General features: G+C 69.2%; 2 pseudogenes. One reads left to right on the top strand and one right to left on the bottom strand.

What is annotated here, in order from left to right:
* Positions 1–136: 136 nt before the first annotated feature.
* Positions 137–877: pseudogene (locus ABZZ74_RS54040) on the top strand (IS5 family transposase); the annotation flags it as partial.
* Between the two features lie 113 nt (positions 878–990).
* Here ABZZ74_RS54040 and ABZZ74_RS54035 read toward each other — a convergent pair.
* Positions 991–1,483 (bottom strand): annotated as a pseudogene (locus ABZZ74_RS54035) (hypothetical protein); the annotation flags it as partial.
* Between the last annotated feature and the right edge of the window lie 183 nt (positions 1,484–1,666).

Genomic DNA, 1,666 nt, shown 5'->3' with positions numbered 1-1,666 from the left:
CTACACCGAAGTCATCCGCCCGTGACCAGCCCGAGCACACCGCAACCCGCACACACCAGATCCGTGAACTGCAACTTCACGATGCACCCCCCTCATAGAGCAGCAGGAGGCCCCGGTGCCGCAGTCTTCCGTGTCGATGGCCGGGCAGTCCAACTCGGCTGCCCCATCGTGTGATTGCCTCGCGCATGTGTACGGCAATGCGGCCGACCAGCCCGAACGGCAGCGCCGGTACCCGACGGACATGACGGACGCGGAGTGGGCTGAGGTCCGGCCACTGCTGCCGTTGCCGGGCTGGATGCGCGGGCGGGGCGGCCGGCCGGAGGGGTATTGCCACCGTGCGATGCTCGATGCGATCCGCTATCTCGTGGACAACGGAATCAAGTGGCGGGCGATGCCGGTGGACTTCCCGCCGTGGGACCGGATTTACGCATTCTTCCGCCGCTGGCGCGATACCGCGCTGGTCAGGGAGTTCCACGACCGGCTGCGCGCCAGAGTCCGCGAGAAGCTGGGCAGGGATACGGAGCCCACGGCCGGGGTGATCGACTCGCAGTCGGTCAAGGCGGACGCTGTTGTCGGCACCGACAGCCGCGGCTACGACGGCGGCAAGCAGATCAACGGGCGCAAGCGGCACGTCGTGTCGACACCCTCGGCCTGCTGCTGGGGGGTGATGGTCACGGCCGCGGATGTCGGCGACCGAACCGCCGCGCAGGTCCTGCTGGCCCAGGTGGCCGCCGCGCACCACCGCCTCGCCCTTGTCTGGGCCGACGGCGCCTATACCGGCAGCCTGGTCGAGCACTGCCTGGCCGCCTTCGCATTCGTGCTGGCGATCGTCAAACGCAGCGACGACATGCGCGGCTTCGTGGTGCTGCCCAAGCGGTGGATCGTCGAGCGTCTTTTCGCCCACCTCATGCGCAGCCGCCGCCTGGCCCGCGAACGAGCGCCGCACCGCCAGTGCCGAGGCGGTGGTCTACTGGTCGATGACCATGGTCCTGAGCCGCCGCCTGGCCCGGCCGCACCGGGGGCGGGCGTGAACCGGCCTGCGGCTGGCTCGGCCAGCCAGCCGCGCGCGACCAGGCGTTTCGCCTTCGACCGCAGAGCCTCCACCCGTGCCGGCACCACGTCCATGCCGAACTCGGCCGCCATCTCCTGGCAGGTCACCGGCCCCTGCCCGAGCCGGGCCCGGTCGGCCGCCACCTTGAGGATGCGCTGGTAGTCCACCGACAACACCGACCAGGCCAGACCCTCACGCCACACGGGCACCTGCGACTTCGTCTTCGCCGCGTCCCGGACGGCCCCCTGCGCATCCGTGTCCCGCTGTTCCTGGGCGACCTCCACGGCCGCGGTGCCGCTGTCCGGAGCCAGCACGGCACCGACTCGCCTGCGGGCGATCACCCATTCATGCCACTCCTGCTCGGCCGCGGCCAACTCGGCCTGAGCGAGCAGCGAGTTCGTGCTGTTCCAGCAGTCCAACAACCGACGGCATCCACGACCTCCCGGGCAGCGACAACCCAACACGCCACTACTCCCACGAGACCGCCAACCTACGCCCACCAGCAGAAACGCAGTCCTCAAGTCCGGAAAGACAACAACTTCTTAGCTTGGTTTTTAACCTCGGGTGTCACCCGACCTGCTGATCTGCGGTTCTTCCCGGGACAGCCGAGGCGGC

The organism is Streptomyces sp. NPDC006476 (assembly GCF_040612015.1).
Classification (GTDB): domain Bacteria; phylum Actinomycetota; class Actinomycetes; order Streptomycetales; family Streptomycetaceae; genus Streptomyces; species Streptomyces griseorubiginosus_B.
The sequence above is the reverse complement of the archived record's forward strand: the minus strand, read 5'-3'. Positions and strand labels throughout refer to the sequence as shown.